The organism is Sporichthya sp., assembly GCF_013815995.1.
GTDB lineage: Bacteria > Actinomycetota > Actinomycetes > Sporichthyales > Sporichthyaceae > Sporichthya.
In genome coordinates this window covers 1-18874 of record NZ_JACDFE010000018.1, presented here as the reverse complement: position 1 = coordinate 18874, position 18874 = coordinate 1, and the positions used below count along the sequence as shown (strand labels likewise).

Below are 18874 nucleotides of genomic sequence, written 5' to 3'. Positions count from 1 at the left end.
ACCCGCCGCCCCGGCCCCGACATTCCACGTTCCTAGGGAGACCCCCATTGGACGCGAACAAGCTCACCACCAGAAACCAGGACGCCTTCTCGGCGGCCGTGCGGCACGCGGCGACGGCCGGGCACAGCCAGGTCGACCCGGTGCACCTGCTGCTCGCCCTGTTGGCCCAGCCCGACGGCACCGCGCGCCCGCTGCTGGCCGCTGCCGGCGCAGACCCGGCCGCGGTGAGCGCCGACGCCGAAGCGCTGCTGGCGAAGCTCCCGGTGGCCAGTGGTTCCTCCGTGGCCTCACCCGCGGTGTCCCGCCCGGCCTACGCCGCCCTGCAGGCCGCGGAGGACCGCGCCGCCGAGATGGGCGATGAGTACGTCTCGACCGAGCACCTGCTGGTCGGGTTGGCCACCGGCCAGTCCGAGGTCGCCGAACTGCTGACGAAGCGTCAGGTGACCCCGCAGAAGCTGCTCGACGCGTTCTCTGACGTGCGCGGCAGTGCCCGGGTCACCACCCAGGACCCGGAGTCGACCTACCAGGCGCTGGAGAAGTACGGCGTCGACCTGACCGCGGCTGCCCGCGAAGGCAAGCTCGACCCGGTGATCGGCCGGGACGCCGAGATCCGCCGCGTCGTGCAGGTACTCTCCCGCCGGACCAAGAACAACCCGGTGCTGATCGGCGAGCCCGGCGTCGGCAAGACCGCCGTCGTTGAAGGCCTGGCTCAGCGGATGGTCGCCGGCGATGTGCCCGAATCGCTGCGCAACAAGCGGCTGATCTCGCTCGACCTGGCCGCGATGGTGGCGGGGGCGAAGTACCGCGGCGAGTTCGAGGAGCGACTCAAGGCCGTCCTGCAGGAGATCAAGGACTCCGACGGGCAGGTCGTCACGTTCATCGACGAACTGCACACCATGGTCGGGGCCGGCGCCGGCGAGGGCGCGATGGACGCCGGCAACATGCTCAAGCCCATGCTCGCCCGCGGTGAGCTGCGCCTGGTCGGCGCGACCACGCTGGACGAGTACCGCGAGCGAATCGAGAAGGACCCGGCGCTGGAACGCCGGTTCCAGCAGGTCTTCGTCGGCGAGCCCAGTGTCGAGGACACCATCGGCATCCTGCGCGGACTGAAGGAGCGCTACGAGGCGCACCACAAGGTCGCGATCGCCGACTCCGCACTGGTCGCCGCCGCGACGCTGTCCGACCGCTACATCACCGGGCGCTTCCTGCCGGACAAGGCGATCGACCTCGTCGACGAGGCCGCGTCCCGGCTGCGGATGGAGATCGACTCGTCGCCGGTCGAGGTCGACGAGCTGCGCCGCGCGGTTGACCGGTTGAAGATGGAGGAGATGGCCCTCGGGCGGGAGAACGACCCCGCCTCGGCCGAGCGGCTGGACAAGCTGCGCAAGGATCTGGCGGACCGTCAGGAACAGCTGAACGCACTCAACGCCCGCTGGGAGCAGGAGAAGTCCGGGCTCAACCGGGTCGGCGAGCTGAAGAAGCGCCTCGATGAGTGCCGCAGCCAGGCCGAGCGGCTGCAGCGCGACGGCGACCTCGAGGGAGCCTCCCGCCTGCTCTACGCCGAGATCCCGACGTTGGAGGCGCAGATCGCCGAGGCGAGTGCCGCCGAGCCGGACCGGGGCGAGGTCATGGTGGCCGACGAGGTCGGCGCCGACGACATCGCCGGTGTCGTCGCGGCCTGGACCGGCATCCCGGTCGGCCGGCTGATGGAGGGCGAGTCCGCGAAGCTGCTGCGGATGGAGGACGAGCTCGCCAAGCGCCTGATCGGTCAGCTCGACGCCGTCCGCGCGGTCTCCGATGCGGTGCGCCGCACCCGGGCCGGCATCGCCGACCCGGACCGCCCCACCGGTTCGTTCCTGTTCCTCGGCCCCACCGGTGTCGGCAAGACCGAGCTGGCCAAGGCACTCGCGGACTTCCTCTTCGACGACGAGCACGCCCTCGTCCGCATCGACATGAGCGAGTACGGCGAGAAGCACTCCGTCGCCCGCCTGGTCGGGGCCCCGCCCGGCTACGTCGGTTACGAGGAGGGTGGGCAGCTCACCGAGGCCGTCCGGCGCCGCCCGTACACCGTGGTGCTGCTGGACGAGGTGGAGAAGGCGCACCCCGAGGTCTTCGACATTCTGCTGCAGGTGCTCGACGACGGCCGGCTCACCGACGGTCAGGGCCGCACCGTGGACTTCCGCAACGCGATCCTCGTGCTCACGAGCAACCTGGGTTCGCAGTTTCTGGTGGATCCCACCATGGATGACCAGGCCCGTCACGATGCCGTCATGACCGCGGTCCGCGCGAGCTTCAAGCCCGAGTTCGTGAACCGCCTCGACGACATCGTCGTCTTCCGCGCGCTGACCACCGAGGACCTCACCTCGATCGTCGACATCCAGGTCGCCCGGCTGGCCAAGCGTCTCGCCGAGCGCCGGATCGGCCTGGTGGTGTCGCCGGCGGCCGCCGAGTGGCTCGCGATGACCGGCTACGACCCGGTCTACGGCGCCCGCCCGCTGCGCCGCCTGATCCAGACCACGATCGGTGACCAGTTGGCCAGGCAGGTGCTGGCCGGTGAGGTCCGCGCCGGCGACACCGTCGAGGTCGACCTCGCCGACGGCAAGGACACCCTCGCCCTCGCCGTCACCCGCCCCTAGCCACCCGTTGCGGGCTGGTACTAGGGGACGCGCTGTGGCGTGGGGACGTGAAAGGCCGGCCCCAGCTCGGAGCGGAGGCGCTCGAGGGCGGCGTCGACCGCGCCCTGGCCGGCCATTCGCTGCCGTGCGCGCTGCTCTTCCTTCGAACGGCTCCGGATGACGAGTCCGCTCCAGTAGGAGACACCGGCAGGGCTGGCGGGATCTCGTCCCAGGAGTCCTCGGTGGGCAGGCTGCGCAGCAGGTCGTCCGTGAGGGTGCGCCAGGCGAGCAGGGCCTCGGTCAGTTCCGCGGAGACGCCGAGGGCGGATGGATCGACGTTGCGGCCGCGATCGAACAACGGTGACGGGTGCTCGTCGACGTATATCTCCAGCACGTGCTCGGCTGCCCAGACGCGGGGCAGGGGACGCACCGTGCACCATCGCGCCTGACCCCAGCCGAAGGCGCTCTCGCAGATCCAGTCGCCGAGATTCGAGGCGAGGTCCGCGCAGAGCCAGAGGCCGTCGGTGCGGCCGAACGAGATGCTGTCCAGCCGCCGGTCGAACTCTTCGCCGCCAGCGGTCAGTTTCAGGTACAGCCACCGCGGGCCCGGCCAGGTCGTGGTTGACCGCGTCCACCCGTAGTCCTCGTCGGCCCGCACCACAAGGTCGACGCTTTGGACCTCTCCGGGCCCGAACAACGCGGCCAGCAACGGGTCGACCACGCGCCGGCGGACCTCGTCGAGGTCAGAGGGGTCGAGGTCGAACGCAGGCATGAACTCAGGTTGTCAGCCGGGGGTGGGTGATCGCCGCCGAATTTCAGCGCGCGGCGTCGCCGAAGGGCGTGGGTCCGCCCCTAGCCACCCTTGCGTCCGACTGTGGCCGCGTTCTAGCGCCGCTGCAGTCGGACGTTGCGCCTGCTTCAACGCTTGGCGGGGACCTCCGTAGCGAGCGCGTCGGCGATGCCGAGGAAGCGCGCCAGGTCCTTACGGGCCGCCCGGGCGTCCCCGGCGAGGATCTTGATGAGCAGACCGTCGAACAGGCAGAAGACGGCGCTGGTCAGCTCGGCGATCTCCTTGCGGTCGTGCGTGCCGCCGCTCGCTCGTTCGAGGGCCTTTGCGCATTGCGCGCGGAACTCCCGATAAAAGCGCTGACCGAGGTCGCCCGCCGACGGCGTGCGCAGGGCCCAGAAGAACAGCTCGAACTGCGCCATGCCCACCTCGGGCTCAGCCGCGTACCAGTCGAACATCCCGGTCATCAGGAGGCGCACCCCCTCCGGCAGCCCGCAGCCGTCCGGGACGAGCTGGGCGATCCGCTCGCCGCCCTGCTCGACCCAGAGCGTGTAGACGCCGGCGAGCAGATCCTCCTTGTTGCGGAAGGTGTAGTGCAGCGACGCCAGCGGCGCCCCAGCCTCCGCGGCGACGTTGCGGGTCGTCGCCTTGGCGATCCCGTCGCGCGCGATCACCCGGCCGGTGGCTTCGAGGATCTGACGGCTGCGCTCGTCAGCGGGCATGTGGGGCATCCGTCCCAGGCTACTGGCCAGCCCAGCGGCCGGCCGCGAGCAATTTATGGGCACCCCGGACTCTTGGCAGCGACCTGATCACCTGACATGGTCAGACGACCAGATCGAATGACCAAATTGAAATGGAGCAATGGTGAGCGCTCGGATCCAGCTCTGGTGCCTGTGGTGCGGCCTGGCCGCGATGGCGTTGTTCGTCGCGGGGCTGTTGCTCGTCGCCGGCCTGGTACCGCCCCCGTCGCCCAGCGACAGTGCCCTGGAGATCCAGCGGTTCTACGCGGACGACACCAACGCCATCCGAGCCGGCCTGGCGATGGCGACGATCGGGGCTTCGTTGACCGCGCCGTTCGTCGTCGTGATCACCTGCCAACTGCTGCGCATCGAAGGCCGCAGCGCTCCCCTCGCCTACCTCCAGCTCGGGACGGGCATGCTCGGCGTCCTGATCATCGCCTTCCCGATGATGCTCATAGAGGCGGCAGCGTTTCGCCCCGAGCGGGACGCTGAGCTGATTCGGGCGATCAACGACATCGCCTGGATCACGCTGATCGGGACGCTCGGGCAGATCATGCTCCAGTGCGGTGCGATCGCGGTCGCAGCGTTCCGCGACGAAACCAGCCAGGTGCTGCCCCGATGGGTTGGCTACTTCAATCTCCTGGTCGCGCTGGCCTTCCCGCCGGGACTGATCCTCTTCTTCGTGAAGACCGGCCCGTTCGCCTGGAACGGCCTGCTCGCCTTCTGGTACCCGCTCAGCCTGTTTGCCGTGTGGTTCGGCGTGATGTTCGTAGTCCTGCGCCGGGCGATCGCGACGGAGGCGACGATGCCGCGCGCGTCCGACCCCATGGATGCGCTGGCACCGGCTTAGTCGAACGTTGCGGGCAGTCAGCGCGCGGCGTCGCCGAAGGGCGTGGGTCCGCCGCTGGGCTCCGCGGTGCCGGCCAGGCCGGTGCAGTCCCAGGTGGTGGTGAACGTGGTGGTGGACTCGCGCACGACGCGGGCCCCGGCGATGTACTCGTCCTGGAACAGCGCCCGGCTCTCCGGAGCGACCGCGACGTCGGCGAGCTTGGCGTCGCGGTTGTTCTCGCAGAAGGCGGTCACCGTCACGGCGTACTTGCCCTTGGGCAGCGCGAAGCGCTTGCACTTGCCGGCGGCCAGGCTGCGCTTCTCCTCATGCAGCTCGTCGCGGTCGATGAAGACGTCCGTGATCGCGCCCTCGCCGCAGACCCGCAGCTCGCCCGGCACCTTCTCCGCAGTGACGCCGCGGGCGACGCCCGCCGGGCCCAGGACGGCCGCTGCCGTGGTGAGCAGGAGAACGAGTGCGCGCCGGGCCATGCGCAGACCCTACCCAGCCCTTAACGCTTTACGTCCGACCAATTGAGGGCAATAACCCACAGTTGATCGAACGCAACGGGAAGTTCAGCGGGCGTGCTCGTTGACCCACTCGCGCCAGATGGAGTCCCATTCCTGCACGTCACAGGGGCGCAGCTCCGCGCCGGCGAGCACGCGGACCTTCATGCCGTTGGCGCGGCGGGCGAAGACGTCGGCGTCCGGGATCAGGGCGTCGACGTGGTCGGCCAGCGGCTCGACCTCCGGCGCGGTAACCGGGCCCGGCTCGGGTTCGCCGCTCCACTTGTCCCAGTGGCACTCGGTGAGCGCGTGCACGACCTGGCGGTGCAGCGCGGAGCGGATCGCCTCGGGAAGCTCGTCACCGTGCTCGGTGCGGGCCTTGCGGGCGTACCGCACGGTCTTGGCCTCGGCCCCGCACTGCAGCGTGCAGTAGGGGGTCGGCCGGTTGCGGGCCTCGAAGTGCCCACCGCAGTTGGCGCACTCGTAGCTCTCCGGGCGCAGCAGCGACAGGTGCGACGCGGCACTCGCCGCCTCTCCGGCGCACATCTCGGGCAGTCCCGGAACGGCCGACACAATCGACGGTTGTCCCGGCGCCACCACAGCAGTTCTCCGAGTCATGGTCCGAGTATGGGCGTGTCCTGCGTAGGCACCCTTTTCCTTGACCAGAACTGACCAGAACCAAGGTCATCCTCTGGTGTCCAAGTCCGGATACGACACACTTTTCCTGTGACCCGGACCGGGGGGCGGTGATCGTGGTGGTCGACCGCCACCGCCCACTGCCCCCGCTCACCGAGGAGATCCGGGACGCCGCGCGGCGGCGGCCCGGTGGGTGGGTCTATGCCGCGGACCCGGAGTTCGACGGTGAGACCTCGGTTCCGCGGCGCGGCATCATCGGCGCCTGGCGGGTGGACGGGCTCGGCCGGCTGACCGGGGAGTTCCGGCACAACCCGGACTACGTGCCCTCCGCGGGTGCGTTGCGGCTGCCGCCGCCGACCGATCCGCTCGACGAGGTGCTCCAGCAGGCCGCCTACCGCCTGGTGGACGACGACGAGGTGGTGGCCGCGGCGCTGGACGCCGAACTGCTGCTCGCGCAGGGCCACGCGCCCGGGTTGCTCAGCGTCCCGGACGACCGCGGCGGCTGGATCATCCACGCCTACAGCTGCCGGGAGCAGGCCGAGGCGGCCGAGCACGACCCGAACTTCACCAACCCCACCGCCGAGGCGGTCGGCTGGCAGCTCCGCACCGGGCGGGAGCTGGCCGCCGCCTGGCCGGTCGGCCACGACCTGGAGATCAACCCGGGCAGCGCCGCCTCGATCCGGATCACCGGCAAGGCGCTGCGGGCCGCGCTGGAAGCTTCTCCCGAGTAGGGCCGACTAATTCCGGACGAACACGTCGCCCGAGCGGTTGCGGTCCCCGGGCACCAGGTTCGTCGACTCGGAGGTGAACGCCACGCCGCTGCCGTCGGCGCTGATCGCCGGCTGAACGCTCATCCCGTTGCCCTGCCGGTCGTCCTGGGCGACGCTGATCCGCGAGGTCTGACGGGCCGTCAGGTCGCGCAGGAAGATCTCGCTGCCCGGGCTCAGGTCGCCCGGCACCAGGGCGGAGGAGAACGAGGCGAACGCCACCTTGGTGCCGTCCCCGCTGATCGAGGCCTCGTAACTCTCGGCCACGCCCTGCATCCCGTCGGTGCTCACGCTGACCAGTTCGGTGCGCCGGCTGACCAGGTCGTGCACGAACACGTCGGAGACGAAGTTCTCGTCGCCCATGTTGAACCGGTTGAAAATGAACTGCGGCAGGCTTTGCGTGCCCGGCATGAACGAGGCCAGCGTCGAGGCGTTCGAGGTGAACGCCACCACGCCGCCGTCGTCGGACAGCGAGGGCGCACCGCTGTCGTCGTTGGCCTCGCCGCCGACGGAGTTCACGCTCACCCGATGCGTGATCCGGGCCCGGCGATCCCGGACGAAGACGTCGTCGGCCAGGTTGGTGTCGCCGGGCACCAGATTGCTGGCCGCGGAGGCGAACGCCACCGTCTGCCCGTCGCGGGACAGCGCGATGTCCCCGCTACCCCCGTTGGGCTCGCCGCCGGTGGATGAGCGGCTGACCCAGTCCAGCACCGTCCCGCTGGGGTCGACCAGGTAGATGTCGGTGACCTCACCCGGGGTGCCGGTGCGCAGGTTCGACGCCGCGGACTCGAACGCGATGACCCGACCGTCGCCGCTGATCGTGGCGAAGCCGCTGCTCGCGTCGGCCTCCGTGCCGTCCAGCCCGCGGCTGACCCGGGTCGTGGTCCCGGCCGTCAGGTCGCGCAGGAACACGTCGCCCTCCCGATTGAGATCGCCCGGGACCAGATTGGTGGCGAAGGAGTCGAAGACGACGAAGCGGCCGTCGTCGCTGATCGAAGGGCTGTAGCTGTCCAGGTTGGCCTGCTTGCCGCGGCTGCTCAGGCTGACCCGCGTTGTGGTCCCGGCCGCGGTGTCCCGCACGAAGATGTCCCGGCGGTGGTTGGTGTCCCCCGCCACGAGGTTGGAGGCCTCGGAGGCGAAGGCTACGTAGCGCCCGTCCCGGGAGACCGACGGGGTGAAGCTGCTGTGGTTGGGCTCGCCCCGGCCGCCCTCGTCACTGATCCGCAGCGTGTGGTGCGCGCTCGCCGCGGCCATCGCCGCCGGCGTGCCGGCCAAGGCGCAGGCGAGCGCCCCCGCCAGGACGATGCGAGCGCGGTGCCTCATGCAACGTGAGGCTACGTGGCGCTCCCGCGGGGCGGTAGGTCAATCAGAGGACGGCGGCGCCGAGCCGCTCCAGGGCGTCGTCCAGCACCTCGGGACGCTTGCAGAACGCCCAGCGCACCAGCGAACGGCCGGCGTCGGCGTTGTCGTAGAACACCGAGAGGGGGATCGCGACCACGCCTGCCTTGTGGGGCAGCTCCCGGCAGAACTCGAGACCATCGGCGTACCCCAGGGGGCGTACGTTCGTGGTTACGAAGTAGGTACCGGCAGCCGGGATGACCTCGAACCCGAGCTCGCGCAGGCCGGCGCTGAGCTGGTCACGCCGCGCGAGCAGGTTGTCCCGGAACCCGGTGAAGTAGGAGTCCGGCAGCCCGAGGGCGAGCGCCACGGCGGGCTGGAACGGGGCGCCGGAGACGTAGGTGAGGAACTGCTTGGCGGTGCGCACGGCGGCGACCAGGTCAGCCGGTCCGCAGGCCCAGCCGATCTTCCAGCCGGTGAAGGAGAAGGTCTTGCCGGCCGAGGAGATCCGCACCGTCCGCTCGCGCATCCCGGGCAGGGTCGAGATCGGGACGTGCTCGCCGTCGAAGACCAGATGCTCGTAGACCTCATCCGAGATCACCACCAGGTCGTGCTCGACCGCCACCTCCGCCACCGCGGAAAGCTCCGCGAAGCTGAGCACCCGGCCGGTCGGGTTGTGCGGGGTGTTCAGCAGGATCGCCTTCGTGCGGGGGGTGATCGCGGCGCGCAGCGCGTCGGGGTCGAGGGCGAAGCCCGGCGCCCGCAGCGTCACCGCACGGCGCACTCCGCCGGCCATCGCGATCGTCGCCGCGTAGGAGTCGTACCAGGGCTCGAAGGCGATCACCTCCTCGCCGGGGTTGACCAACCCGAGCACCGCGGCGGCGATCGCCTCGGTCGCGCCGGTGGTGACCAGTACCTCGGTGTCCGGGTCGTACGCCAGGCGCCAGAACCGGCGGTCGTGCTCGGCGATCGCGGTCCGCAACGCGGGAATGCCCGGCCCGGGCGGGTACTGGTTGGACGTGCCTGAACGAAGCGCCTCGACGACGGCGTCGACGATCTCGGCCGGACCGTCGGTGTCCGGGAAGCCCTGGCCCAGGTTGATCGAGCCGGTGGCGACGGCCAACGCCGACATCTCGGCGAAGATCGTCGTACCCAGCCCGTCCAGCCGGCTCGCCATCCGCTCCCTGCCCATGCCGCGCAGAGTACGACCGGGCACGGTACCGGTAGGCCAACGCCTGTCCGGGTAGGGTCGAAAGCGTGCCAACCGCGCTGATCACCGGCCCGACCTCGGGCATCGGTAACGCCTTCGCCCGCCGGCTGGCCTCCGACGGCTGGGACCTGGTTCTGGTGGCCCGCCAGTCCGCCCGTCTCGACCAGGTGGCGGCGGAACTGCGCGCCGGCAACGGCGTCGAGGTGGAGGCCTTCCCCGCCGATCTGACCCGCGACGACGCGCGGGCCCTGGTCGTGGAGCGCATCGCCGACGAGGACCGCCCGGTCGATCTGGTGGTCAACAATGCCGGCTTCGCGAGCCCGGACAGCCTGCTGTTCAGCGACTACGCCGCCGAGGACGCCGCGCTCGCGGTGATGGTCCGCGCGGTACTGCAGCTCTCCCACGCCGCGCTGCGCGCCATGGCCACCCGTGGGCGCGGCGGCATCATCAACGTCTCCTCGGTGGCGGGCTTTGTGCCGCGCGGCACCTACAGCGCGTCGAAGGCCTACGTCACCAACTTCACCGAGTCCCTCGCCGACGAGGCGCGCGGGACCGGGGTCCGCGTCGTGGTGACCTGCCCGGGCTTCACCCGCACCGAGTTCCACGCCCGCAGCGGGATCGGCACCGATTCCATCCCGGACTTCCTCTGGCTCAGCGCCGACAAAGTGGTCGACGACGCGCTGGAGGCGCTGCGCCGCAACCGGGTGGTCACCGTGCCCGGACTGCAGTGGAAGGTGATCGTGGCCGCGGCCAAGCACCTCCCGGTGCGCAGCATCACCCGCGCGACCCGCAAGCTCGGGCGACAGACCCGAGACCCGATCGGCCCCCGGACGGAGCACACCCGATGACTGACAAGCCCGAGATCGAATTCCCCGGCGGCGAGCCGCCGACCGACCTCGTCATCAACGACATCACGGTCGGCGAGGGCGCTGAGGCCAAGCCCGGAGCCAAGGTCACCGTGCACTACGTCGGCGTCGCGTTCTCCACCGGCGAGGAATTCGACGCCAGCTGGAACCGCGGCAGCCCGTTCCAGTTCCAGCTGGGCGGCGGCCAGGTCATCGCCGGCTGGGACGCCGGTGTCGCCGGCATGAAGGTCGGCGGCCGCCGTCAGCTGGTGATCCCGCCAAACCTGGGCTACGGCCAGCGCGGTGCGGGCAACGCCATCAAGCCCGGCGAGACCTTGATCTTCGTGGTGGACCTGCTCGCCACCTGACGCCTCGTCAGGGCAAAAAAGTGTCGCCGGCGGCCTACCGTTCAGTAGCAAACCATTCCGGCGCGGCGGTGTGCAGTGGCAGCGGACGAGGTCGCGCGCGAGCGCGCCTCAACCCGTAGAGGTCAGCCGACGGGGTCGCCGGTCTCCGGCGTTGCCGCACGGTGCGCGCGGCGCTCCCGCAGCACGTGCACGACGATCGGCAGCACCGAGAGGGCGACGACGCCGAGCAGGATCAGCTCGACGTGCTCGCGGACGAAGTCGACCTCGCCGAGCTGGTGACCGAGCACCGTGACGCCGACCGCCCAGAGCAGCCCGCCGATCGCGGAGTAGAGCACAAAGGCGCGGCGGTCCATCTTGGCCGTGCCGGCCATGAAGGTGATCAGCGTCCGGACGATCGGGACGAAGCGGGCCAGCACGATGGCCCGGGGGCCGTGCTTGTCGAAGAACGCCGTGGTCTTCTCGACGTACTCCTGCTTGAAGATCCGCGAGTTCGGACGTTCGAAGACGGCCGGTCCGGCTCGCCGGCCGATCTCGTAGCCGACCACGTTGCCGGCCATCGCGGCCACCCAGAGCGCGACGCAGGCCAGCCACAACGGCTGGTCCAGCGTGCCGTCGCTGATCAGCAGGCCGGCGATGAACAGCAGGCTGTCGCCGGGGAGGACGAGCCCGACCAGCAGGCCGCACTCGGCGAAGATGACCAGCAGTAGCCCGGCGAAGCCGAAGTTGTCGATCAGTTGCTCGGGGTCCAGCCACGACGGGCCAAGGGCGACGGTCTGCACGACAGCGAGGTTAGTGGGCGGGCGGTGCGGAGGTGGCGTCCTCCGGCGCAACGGCCCGGCGCTTCGACCGACCTCTCATCCCACGCACAGCTACGCCCAGGATCATCAGCGCGGCCGAGGTCAGCCCGATCGTGATCGCGGTCGCGCGCAGCCAGGAGATCTCGTAGGAGTAGTAGCCGAGCAGCACCAGGCCGGTGCCCCAGCTCAGCGCGCCGATCACGTTCGCGACGACGAAGCGCCGGTACGGCATCTGGGCCACCCCGGCGACCACCGGTGTCGCCGTCCGCAGCCAGGGGAACCAGCGCGCGACCACCACCGCGATCGGGCCCCAGTGCTCGTAGAAAGCCTCGGCCCGTTCGATGTGCCGGGCCATGTTCGGCTTGCGCTCCAGCCAGGGCCGGCCCCAGCGCCGGCCGGTCCAGAACCCGACCGCGTCCCCGGCCACGGCGGCCACGGTCACCCCGACCGCGAGCGCCACCAGCGAGACGTCGGAGTAGGGCGAGGCGGCCAGCAGGCCGGCCCCGAACAGCAGCGAGTCGCCGGGGAGGAAGAAGCCGAGCAGGATCCCGGACTCGATGAAGACGAAGCCGAAGACCAGCAGGTAGACGACCGCGGTGCCCAGGCCCTCCAGGTCCAGCGAGAGCTCGATTCCCGACGCCTGAACCACGTTCGCAGCCTACGTCGCGAGCATCGACGCGGCCGGTCGCGCGGCACTACGCTGCGGAACGAAATTGCTCTATGCCCCGTTAGTCGGGCACTAGAGAATCTCGACTGAGGAGCCGGGGATGCCCAACCCCACCCGTGGTCAGTGGGCCACGCTCGAGGACCCGACCCTGTGTGCCGCCTTCCAGCGGACCGCTGCGACCTTCCCCGACCAGGTCGCCCTGCGCACCGTCGGTGGCGCCGTCGAGGTCACCTGGTCGGAGTACGCCGCGGCGGTGCAGCGGATCGCGGGCGGGTTCGCCGCCGCCGGTCTGACGGCGGGCGACGTGGTCGCGCTGATGCTCACCAACCGGCCGAAGGCCTACGGCGTCGATGCCGCCGCCATGCACCTGGGCTGCACGCCGTTCTCGATCTACGCGACCTGCCCGGTCGAGGAGGTCGCCTGGCTGCTGGAGCAGTCGGGGGCGAAGGTCGTGGCCACCGAGCCGTTGTTCGCCGACCGTGTGCTCGCCGCGGCCGCCCAGGTGCCGGGCGTCAAGCAGGTGATCCTGGTCGAGGGAGAGGTCCCCCGAGGTCAGAGCGCGGCCCGGACTCTCGCGGACGTCGAGGCCACCCCGCCCCCGCCGGGCTTCGACTTCGAGGCGACCTGGCGCGCCGTCACGCCGCAGACGCCGGTCACGCTGATCTACACCTCGGGCACCACCGGCCTACCCAAGGGCGTGACCCACTCGCACGCCTCGATCCTCGCCGGCTGCCGCAACCTCAACGCCGTGGCCCCGGTGGGTCCGCAGGGACGCGTCCTGTCCTTCCTGCCGATGGCCCACATCGCCGAGCGCTTCATCTCGCACTACTCCGCGATGTGTTTCGGGTACACGATCACCACGGTGGCCGACCCCAAGGCGGTCGGTGCCGCGTTGGGCGAGGTCCGCCCGACGCGGTTGTTCTCCGTGCCGCGCGTCTACGAAAAGCTCTACGGCGCGCTCACCGGGGCGATCGCGAACGAGGCCGACCCGGACAAGCGCAAGGGCCTGGAGTGGGCCGTCGATGTCGGCCTGCGCAAGGTGCGCGCCGAACAGGCCGGCGAGGCCGTGACCGCGGACCTCGAGGCCGAGTACGTCAAGGCCGATGCGCTCGTGCTGTCCAAGCTGCGGGCCAAGGTCGGCCTCGACGAGGTCGAGTGGCCCTCGGTGGGCGCGGCGCCGACCCCGTATGCGGTGCTGGAGTTCTTCACTGCGATCGGCGTCCCGATCCAGGAGCTCTGGGGGATGTCGGAGATCCTGCTGGTCACGCTCAACCCGCCCGAGAAGGTCAAGCTCGGCACGGTCGGCCCGGCGATGCCCGGCGTCGGCATGAAGCTCGCCGACGACGGCGAAGTGCTGATCTCGGGCCCGACCTTGATGCTCGGCTACAAGGACCGCCCGGACCTCTCGGCCGAGGCGGTGGTGGACGGCTGGATGCACACCGGCGACGTCGGGGAGATCGACGCCGACGGCTACCTGCGCATCGTCGACCGCAAGAAGGAACTCATCATCAACTCGGCCGGCAAGAACATGGCGCCGAGCAAGATCGAGGGTGAACTCAAGGCGGGCAGCACCCTGATCGGGCAGGCGATCTGCATCGGCGACGCGCGGCTGTACAACGTCGCGCTGCTGACGTTGGACCCGGACGTGGCCGCGATGTGGGCGACCAGGAACGGCCTGGACGGCGCGAGCACTGCCCAGATCGCCGCCGACCCGCGGGTGCAGGCCGAGATCGCGGCCGGCGTCGAGCGGGCCAACGAACGCCTGGCCCGGGTCGAGCAGATCAAGGCCCACCACCTGCTCGACGCCGAGTGGTTGCCCGGTGGGGGCGAGCTCACACCGACCAACAAGCTCAAGCGCAAGCCGATCGAGAAGAAGTACGCCGCCGAGATAGAAAGCCTCTACGCGATTGCGTGAGCCGGAGTGAGCGAGCTCACTTGAGGCGAGCGATTGAGTGTTGACGAGCGAAGCGAGGATCACGCGAGCTGACAGCTAGTCAGATCAGCCGGGGAGACCACCGGGCAGGTCGGCCGCGTCGCCGGGGTCGGCCTCGGTCGACGATTCGGCCGGCTCGGTCTTCGGCGTCTCGTACCGCAGCGAGTTGAGCCAGGTGTCGCGCGCCTCCTTCGTCACCTTCGTGGGCTTGGTGTTCGGGACGTAGATCAGGCCGATCAGGATCTTCTTGTCGACCAGGATGTAGCGGGCCGTGACCACCGCCTCGCGGTCGGACTTCAGCGATCCGACAATCGAACCCTCGATCGCGGGCTGCCCGCGGTAGGTGAACGTCCGGGACGAGGTGAGCCGGCCGCCGGTCTGGCTCGCGGCGCTGGTCAGGGCCGAGCGCAGGACGGGCGCGTCGTTTCCGGCGTAGGACACCCGGCTGATCGAGTAGTTGGCGTCATCGGCCCGCAGGATGTAGACGTCGGTCGTCAGCTTCAGCCCGCGCTTGGCCTGCTCCGTGGTGCGCCGGGGCTTCCCGGGGAAGGTGATCGAGTAGTTCTTGCCCCCGACGGTGAAACTCGTCGGTTCCGGGGAGGGCTCCGGGGTGACGCTCGGCAGGGCCGCCGGCTCCTCGCCGCCGCCGCAGCCGCCGAGCAGTCCGAGGGTGAGGGCGCCGGCGAGCAGGCCACGGACGAGCACGGGTGCGGTCATGACCAGTAGTGAACCGTAGGGATCAACCGCTGAAGGTCAGCGACTCGACGAAGGTCTTGAAGGCCAGATTCGGTGCGATGTCGCCTCGGTACAGGTAGAGCAGCCCGTACATGACCCGGTTCACCACCAGGTACCGGGCGAAGATCGTGACCTCCTGGCCCTTGTCCCTCACCCCCGTGATCGTGCCTTCGATCGCGGGCATCTTCTTGTACTTGAAGGTGCGCGAAGTCGCGAGCTTGCCGCCGGCCTGGTCGGCGGCGGAGTCGATCGCCTCCTTCAGCAGCGGCAGCGTGCCGACCTTCGGGTAGTAACCGCGGGTGACGGTGTAGATCTCGGACCCGGCCTCGTAGCGGTAGATGTCGAAGGTGATCTTGGATCCGGACGGGCCGGTCGCCTTGGACTGCTCCGCGGAGCCGGGCAGCAGGATCGTGAAGTCGGAACCACGGATGACGGTGCCGCCCGGGACCGGAGGAGTGGTCGCGGTCGGCAGTTCGGACGCGCTGGGCTGTGGAGTGCCGTCCGTCGAAGCGGTGGGGGTGGGCTGCGGGGTCGTCCCGATCGGGCGGTCCCCGCCTGAGGACGGGATGGGGTTGTCGTCGCCGCCGCATCCGCCGAGCGTTCCGGCGACCAGAGCAGTCCCCAGCACAGTGACGAGCGCGGCACGAGCGAGGGCGCCTGCGGTCATGGGACCAGTCAACCGCGCCGCGACCGTTCCGTCCCCCTACGCTCGCCCCGTGTCGGACGAGAGCTCGGTCAACGGGGCGGAGGACCAGCTCGAGGTCGGCGTGGGTCCGCACCCCCGGCCGTGGCCCGATGACCCGCACCTCGACCCCCAGCTGCTCGCGAACGGCGACCGTCGCAACGTGCTCGACCGTTACCGGTACTGGCGGCGTGAGGCCGTGGTCGCGGACCTGGACACGCGGCGCCATGAGTTCCACGTGGCGATTGAGAACTGGCAGCACGACTTCAACATCGGCTCGGTGGTGCGCACCGCGAACGCGTTTCTCGCCGCCGAGGTGCACATCGTCGGCCTGCGCAGGTGGAACCGGCGCGGCGCGATGGTCACCGACCGCTACCAGCACGTGCGGCACCACGAGGACGTCAGCGCACTCGCGGGCTGGGCCGCCGACGTGGGCCTGCCGCTGCTCGGGATCGACAACCTGCCCGGGTCGGTGCCGCTGGAGACCTACCTGCTCCCGCGGGGCTGCGTGCTCCTCTTCGGCCAGGAAGGCCCCGGCCTCTCACCGGCCGCGCACGCGCACTGCGCCGCGGTGCTCTCGATCGCGCAGTTCGGCTCCACCCGCTCGATCAACGCCGGCGCCGCCGCGGCGATCGCGATGCACGCCTGGATCCGTCGGCACGCCATGGGGAATGACACGAACGGGCAGGGGTAGGTCATGGCGGAGCGGGTGGTGGTGATCGGCGGCGACGCCGCGGGCATGAGCGCGGCCTCGATGGCCAAGCGACTGCGCGGCGAGCTCGAGGTGATTGCGTTCGAACGCGGCGAGCACACCTCCTACTCCATGTGCGGCATCCCGTACTGGGTGGCCGGCGACGTCGCGGACTGGCCGGCCCTGGTTGCGCGCACGCCCGAGGAGCACCGGCGCAACGGCATCGACGTCCGGCTCGGGTCCGAGGTCACCGCGATCGACCCCGCGGCCGGCACCGCCCTGGTCCGCACCCTGCGCGGCACCGAGACCGTCGGCTGGGACCACCTGGTGATCGGGACCGGCGCCGAGCCGATCCGTCCCGACTGGCCCGGCCTCGACGCGGACGGCGTCTTCGAGGTGCAGCGGATCCCGGACGGCGTAGCCCTGCTGGCCGCTGTCGCCGCCGGGGCGAAACGCGCCGTGGTGATCGGAGCCGGGTACATCGGGATCGAGATGGCCGAGGCGCTGGTGCGCCGCGGGCTGCAGGTTGCCGTCCTCGACCGCGGCCCCCAGCCCATGGGCACCCTGGATCCGGACATGGGCGCGCACGTCCGCGCCGCCATGGAGGGCGTGGGCATCGAGGTCCGGACCGGGATCGAGGTCGAGGGGATCGAGACCTTCGCCGGCCGGGCCACCGGGGTCGCAACCGATCACGGAACCCTGCCGGCGGACGTGGTGATCTGCGGTCTCGGAGTGCGGCCCGCTGTCGCCCTGGCCCGGGAGGCCGGGCTGATGATCGGCGAGGCCGGCGGGATCCGCACCGACGACCGCCAGCTGGTCGCGGGCGACCATCCGGCGCAGGGGCGCATCTGGGCGGGCGGGGACTGCGTCGAGGTCCACGACCGGATCGCGGACCGGTTCACCACGGTCGCCCTGGGCACCCACGCGAACCGGCAGGGCCGGGTGATCGGGACCAACCTCGCGGGCCGCGAGGCGCGCTTCGCCGGCGTGATCGGGACCGCCGTCAGCAAGCTCTGCTCGCTGGAGATCGGCCGCACCGGGCTGGGCGAACGGGCCGCCGCCGGGGCCGGCTTCGACGCCGTCACCGCCACGATCGAGTCCACCACCCGGGCCGGCTACATGCCCGACGCCGGCCCGATCCACGTCAAGCTGATCGCCGAGCGCGGCACCGGCCGGTTGCTCGGCGGGCAGATCGTGGGCCACAACGACGGCGCGGCCAAGCGCATCGACGTGGTCGCCACAGCGGTCTGGACCGGTCTTTCCGTGGGCGAACTCGCCGAGGTCGACCTGTCCTACGCTCCGCCGTTCTCCCCGTTGTGGGACCCGGTGACCGTCGCGGCCCGAGCAACGCACGACGCCGCGCAGCGGTCCCAGTAGCCTGCCCTTACCGCCGAGAAGGAGAGTCATGAGCAGCCAGCGCGACGCCATGCAGGAGAAGGTCGTCAACGGCAAGGGCTTCATCGCCGCCCTCGACCAGTCCGGTGGGAGCACGCCGAAGGCGCTCGGCGACTACGGCATCGCCGCCGATCGCTACTCCAGTGACGCCGAGATGTTCGACCTCATGCACGCGATGCGGACCCGGATCATCAAGTCCCCGGCCTTCACCGGCGACAAGGTGCTCGGCGCGATCCTGTTCGAGATGACGATGGACCGGCAGATCGACGGCCGCGAGACCCCTGAGTACCTGTGGAACGAGCGCGGCGTGGTGCCTTTCCTCAAGGTGGACAAGGGCCTGGAGGACACCGCCAACGGCGTCCAGCTGATGAAGCCGATCCCGGGCCTGGACGACCTGCTCGCGCGCGCGGTCGCCAAGGGCGTCTACGGCACCAAGATGCGCTCGGTGATTCACGACGCCGACCCGGCCGGCATCGCCGCGATCGTCGAGCAGCAGTTCGAGTTCGGTGCCCAGATCGCTGCGCACGGCCTGGTCCCGATCCTGGAGCCCGAGGTCTCGATCAAGAGCGCGACCAAGAACGAGGCCGAGGTGCTGCTCCGGGAGGCGATCCAGAAGTTGGCCGCCCAGGTCCCGGCCACGACCCCGATCATGCTCAAGCTGACCATCCCGACCCAGCCGAACTACTACGCGCCGCTGGTCGCGGAGCCGCACGTGCAGCGCGTGGTCGCGCTGTCCGGCGGCTATTCGCGGGACGAGGCGTGCGCGCTGCTGGCCCAGAATCCCGGCGTGATCGCCAGCTTCTCGCGGGCCCTGGTCGAAGGCGTCTCCGACGGCCAGACCGACGCCGAGTTCGACGCCACCCTGGCTGCCTCGATCGGCGCAATCTACGAGGCTTCGCTCTGATTCAGCCTCTAGCCTCTGAGCCGTGTAAGGGTGGGTTCGGGGGGTAGTTGCGATGGGGAACCTGTAAAGGTGGGTTCGGGGGGCAATTGTGATGTGGCGTCAGTTCCGTGCGCCGGTGGTCGGGCTGCTCGTCGCCTCGGGTCTGGCCGTGCTTCCGGTGTCGGCCGAGGCCGGCGCGTTGCCCCGCGAGTGCACGTCCAGCGGTCTCGACGTGCTCTGCGTCTTCGCCAAGCCCGGCGCCAAGCCGGTCCGTTTCGTGGTCCCGGAAGGCGTCGGCTCCATCGACGCCCTGGTCCAGGGCGCCGCGGGCGGTGACGGGCCGCCCGACACCAGCTTCGGCGGCCGCGGCGGCACCGCGCTCGGGGTGCTCTTCCTCAAGCCCGGTCAGGTGCTCGACCTGCGGATCGGCGGCCGCGGCGGCAACGCCACCGC

General features: G+C 70.5%; 19 protein-coding genes and 1 pseudogene. 10 read left to right on the top strand and 10 right to left on the bottom strand.

Going from position 1 to position 18874, the window contains the following annotated elements:
• The first annotated feature begins 47 nt into the window (after nt 1–47).
• Nucleotides 48–2636 carry an ATP-dependent chaperone ClpB gene (gene clpB / locus H0X00_RS03910; RefSeq protein WP_293767435.1) on the top strand — a complete coding sequence of 863 codons (2589 nt, stop codon included), beginning with the start codon at nt 48–50 and terminating at the stop codon, nt 2634–2636.
• Here clpB and H0X00_RS03905 read toward each other — a convergent pair.
• Together H0X00_RS03905 and H0X00_RS03900 are read right to left on the bottom strand one after the other, a co-directional pair.
• A complete protein-coding gene (locus H0X00_RS03905) occupies nt 2623–3387 on the bottom strand; it encodes a hypothetical protein (protein ID WP_293767434.1) in 765 nt (254 codons plus the stop codon). The genes clpB and H0X00_RS03905 overlap by 14 nt on opposite strands.
• A gap of 146 nt (nt 3388–3533) precedes the next feature.
• Nucleotides 3534–4133 carry a TetR/AcrR family transcriptional regulator gene (locus tag H0X00_RS03900; RefSeq protein ID WP_293767433.1) on the bottom strand — a complete coding sequence of 200 codons (600 nt, stop codon included), beginning with the start codon at nt 4131–4133 and terminating at the stop codon, nt 3534–3536.
• Nucleotides 4134–4266: 133 nt separating this feature from the next.
• Between H0X00_RS03900 and H0X00_RS03895 the strand changes: the two genes are divergently transcribed.
• Nucleotides 4267–4992 (top strand): hypothetical protein, encoded by a 726-nt coding sequence (locus H0X00_RS03895; RefSeq protein WP_293767432.1) that lies wholly within the window; start codon nt 4267–4269, stop codon nt 4990–4992.
• A gap of 17 nt (nt 4993–5009) precedes the next feature.
• On the opposite strand, the gene H0X00_RS03890 is transcribed toward H0X00_RS03895, so the two are convergent.
• Both H0X00_RS03890 and H0X00_RS03885 read right to left on the bottom strand, forming a co-directional pair.
• A complete protein-coding gene (locus tag H0X00_RS03890) occupies nt 5010–5459 on the bottom strand; it encodes a hypothetical protein (protein ID WP_293767431.1) in 450 nt (149 codons plus the stop codon).
• Between the two features lie 84 nt (nt 5460–5543).
• Entirely contained in the window at nt 5544–6020 is a 477-nt protein-coding gene (locus H0X00_RS03885; protein ID WP_293767430.1) for a hypothetical protein, read from the bottom strand.
• Nucleotides 6021–6226: 206 nt separating this feature from the next.
• On the opposite strand from H0X00_RS03885, the gene H0X00_RS03880 reads away from it, so the two are divergent.
• Nucleotides 6227–6841, top strand: a complete 615-nt coding sequence (locus H0X00_RS03880) for a type VII secretion system-associated protein (RefSeq protein WP_293767429.1) — start codon at nt 6227–6229, stop codon at nt 6839–6841.
• 6 nt (nt 6842–6847) lie between these two features.
• Here H0X00_RS03880 and H0X00_RS03875 read toward each other — a convergent pair whose 3' ends face one another.
• Nucleotides 6848–8200 carry a hypothetical protein gene (locus H0X00_RS03875; RefSeq protein WP_293767428.1) on the bottom strand — a complete coding sequence of 451 codons (1353 nt, stop codon included), beginning with the start codon at nt 8198–8200 and terminating at the stop codon, nt 6848–6850.
• A gap of 43 nt (nt 8201–8243) precedes the next feature.
• Entirely contained in the window at nt 8244–9407 is a 1164-nt protein-coding gene (locus H0X00_RS03870) for a pyridoxal phosphate-dependent aminotransferase (protein WP_293767427.1), read from the bottom strand.
• 65 nt (nt 9408–9472) lie between these two features.
• Between H0X00_RS03870 and H0X00_RS03865 the strand changes: the two genes are divergently transcribed.
• A complete protein-coding gene (locus H0X00_RS03865) occupies nt 9473–10273 on the top strand; it encodes an SDR family oxidoreductase (RefSeq protein ID WP_293767426.1) in 801 nt (266 codons plus the stop codon).
• On the top strand, nt 10270–10638 hold the full coding sequence (locus tag H0X00_RS03860) for an FKBP-type peptidyl-prolyl cis-trans isomerase (protein WP_293767425.1): 369 nt from the start codon (nt 10270–10272) through the stop codon (nt 10636–10638). Before H0X00_RS03865 ends, H0X00_RS03860 begins: the two co-directional genes overlap by 4 nt.
• Before the next feature lie 122 nt (nt 10639–10760).
• Here H0X00_RS03860 and H0X00_RS03855 read toward each other — a convergent pair whose 3' ends face one another.
• Nucleotides 10761–11417, bottom strand: a complete 657-nt coding sequence (locus H0X00_RS03855; RefSeq protein ID WP_293767424.1) for a VTT domain-containing protein — start codon at nt 11415–11417, stop codon at nt 10761–10763.
• A 10-nt stretch (nt 11418–11427) separates the two neighbouring features.
• The gene (locus tag H0X00_RS03850; protein ID WP_293767423.1) at nt 11428–12084 is read right to left on the bottom strand and encodes a DedA family protein; all 657 of its coding nucleotides are present in this window, start codon (nt 12082–12084) and stop codon (nt 11428–11430) included.
• Between the two features lie 118 nt (nt 12085–12202).
• Here H0X00_RS03850 and H0X00_RS03845 point away from each other — a divergent pair, with 118 nt between their 5' ends.
• Complete coding sequence (locus H0X00_RS03845) at nt 12203–14017, top strand: long-chain fatty acid--CoA ligase (protein WP_293767422.1); 1815 nt, start codon at nt 12203–12205, stop codon at nt 14015–14017.
• Nucleotides 14018–14101: 84 nt separating this feature from the next.
• Here H0X00_RS03845 and H0X00_RS03840 read toward each other — a convergent pair whose 3' ends face one another.
• Nucleotides 14102–14752, bottom strand: a complete 651-nt coding sequence (locus tag H0X00_RS03840; protein ID WP_293767421.1) for a hypothetical protein — start codon at nt 14750–14752, stop codon at nt 14102–14104.
• A gap of 22 nt (nt 14753–14774) precedes the next feature.
• Nucleotides 14775–15437 (bottom strand): hypothetical protein, encoded by a 663-nt coding sequence (locus H0X00_RS03835; RefSeq protein WP_293767420.1) that lies wholly within the window; start codon nt 15435–15437, stop codon nt 14775–14777.
• A 49-nt stretch (nt 15438–15486) separates the two neighbouring features.
• On the opposite strand from H0X00_RS03835, the gene H0X00_RS03830 reads away from it, so the two are divergent.
• The 4 genes and pseudogenes from H0X00_RS03830 to H0X00_RS03815 all read left to right on the top strand — a co-directional run.
• The gene (locus H0X00_RS03830) at nt 15487–16146 is read left to right on the top strand and encodes a TrmH family RNA methyltransferase (protein ID WP_293767419.1); all 660 of its coding nucleotides are present in this window, start codon (nt 15487–15489) and stop codon (nt 16144–16146) included.
• A gap of 3 nt (nt 16147–16149) precedes the next feature.
• A complete protein-coding gene (locus tag H0X00_RS03825; RefSeq protein ID WP_293767418.1) occupies nt 16150–17520 on the top strand; it encodes an FAD-dependent oxidoreductase in 1371 nt (456 codons plus the stop codon).
• Nucleotides 17521–17548: 28 nt separating this feature from the next.
• Nucleotides 17549–18442: a fructose bisphosphate aldolase gene (locus H0X00_RS03820; protein ID WP_293767417.1), complete on the top strand. Its 894-nt coding sequence runs from the start codon at nt 17549–17551 to the stop codon at nt 18440–18442.
• Between the two features lie 91 nt (nt 18443–18533).
• Nucleotides 18534–18874 (top strand): annotated as a pseudogene (locus H0X00_RS03815) (hypothetical protein); the annotation flags it as partial.